Raw genomic sequence first — 1014 nt, forward strand, 5'->3', positions numbered from 1 at the left:
CGCAGTACCAGCCCGGGTAGCGGGCGCCGGATCCGGTCCGCTCAGAACGGATCGCTGCCCAGCCGCACTTCCACGTTCAGCAGCGAACACAGCGCCAGCATCGCGTCGTCGTCGCGGGTCAGCGCCATCCAGCCGGTGAAGCCATCGCTGCCGGCGTCCACGCTCCACAGCGTGTAATTGTTTTCGCGCAGGCGGTCGAAGGCGGTGGACATCAGCTGCACGCCGTCCAGCCCGATGCTGAAGTCTTCGTCGTCCAGGTCACCGCCCCAGTCCACCTGCAGGTTGAAGCGCGCAGACAACTCGTTGACCGCCGACATCAGCGATTCCAGGTCATCGCGCTCCACCTCGAAACCGCTCTGCCAGCCGATCGCGGTGAACAGTGGCGGAATCCAGTCGCTGTCCGGCTCCAACGGCTCGCCCTGGTCAGCCAGCAGCTCGCGCCAACGGTTGAACTGGGCCAGCGCCAGCTCTTCGTCGCCGGGATTGATCAGCACCAGCAGGTTCCACGCACGCGCCTCGAAATCGTCCTCGTCGTAGTCGTGGGCGTCTTCTTCGAAGTCGAAATAATCGCTGTTGTCGGGCATGTTCGGGATCCTGCGGTCATGGTGCTGTGACACGCATTCTGAGGCCTGGCGGACGCCGCCGGAAGCATCGGCGTTGGGTCGCGCGCCGCGTACAGGTATCCTTCACTCCATGAAGCCGGCCTTGGTGGCCGTCACAGTGAAGCTGAAATGAGCGATACCCCTCCCGACCACCTGGCCATCAACCCGGCCAGCCCCCACCACGATGCGCAGGCGCTGGAGCGCGGCGTCGGCGTGCGCTTCAACGATGTCGAACGCACCGATGTCGAAGAATATTCGGTCAGCGAAGGCTGGATCCGCGTGCAGGCCGGCAAGGCCCGCGACCGTCGCGGCAACCCGATGACCTTGAAGATCAAGGGCAGCGTCGAAGTCCGCTACCTCGACCTGAAGCCGCAGGCCTGACACAGCCCGCAAGCATGGCGATGCCGGTCGT

The 1014-nt window shown here is 64.9% G+C and carries 2 protein-coding genes; one reads left to right on the forward strand and one right to left on the reverse strand.

The window, feature by feature from the left end; all coding sequences use genetic code 11:
- Positions 1–41 precede the first annotated feature (41 nt).
- On the reverse strand, positions 42–584 hold the full coding sequence (locus ABB28_RS17385; RefSeq protein WP_057687609.1) for a DUF6630 family protein: 543 nt from the start codon (positions 582–584) through the stop codon (positions 42–44).
- 147 nt (positions 585–731) lie between these two features.
- Here ABB28_RS17385 and ABB28_RS17390 point away from each other — a divergent pair, with 147 nt between their 5' ends.
- Entirely contained in the window at positions 732–983 is a 252-nt protein-coding gene (locus tag ABB28_RS17390; RefSeq protein ID WP_042612769.1) for a DUF3297 family protein, read from the forward strand.
- Positions 984–1014: the final 31 nt, after the last annotated feature.

It is taken from the genome of Stenotrophomonas chelatiphaga (assembly GCF_001431535.1).
Taxonomy (GTDB): domain Bacteria; phylum Pseudomonadota; class Gammaproteobacteria; order Xanthomonadales; family Xanthomonadaceae; genus Stenotrophomonas; species Stenotrophomonas chelatiphaga.

Excerpts from the sequence above, each read along its gene's own strand:
- ABB28_RS17385 (WP_057687609.1), bottom strand. The coding sequence starts at position 584 with ATGCCCGACAACAGCGATTATTTCGACTTCGAAGAAGACGCCCACGAC.
- ABB28_RS17390 (WP_042612769.1), top strand. The coding sequence starts at position 732 with ATGAGCGATACCCCTCCCGACCACCTGGCCATCAACCCGGCCAGCCCC.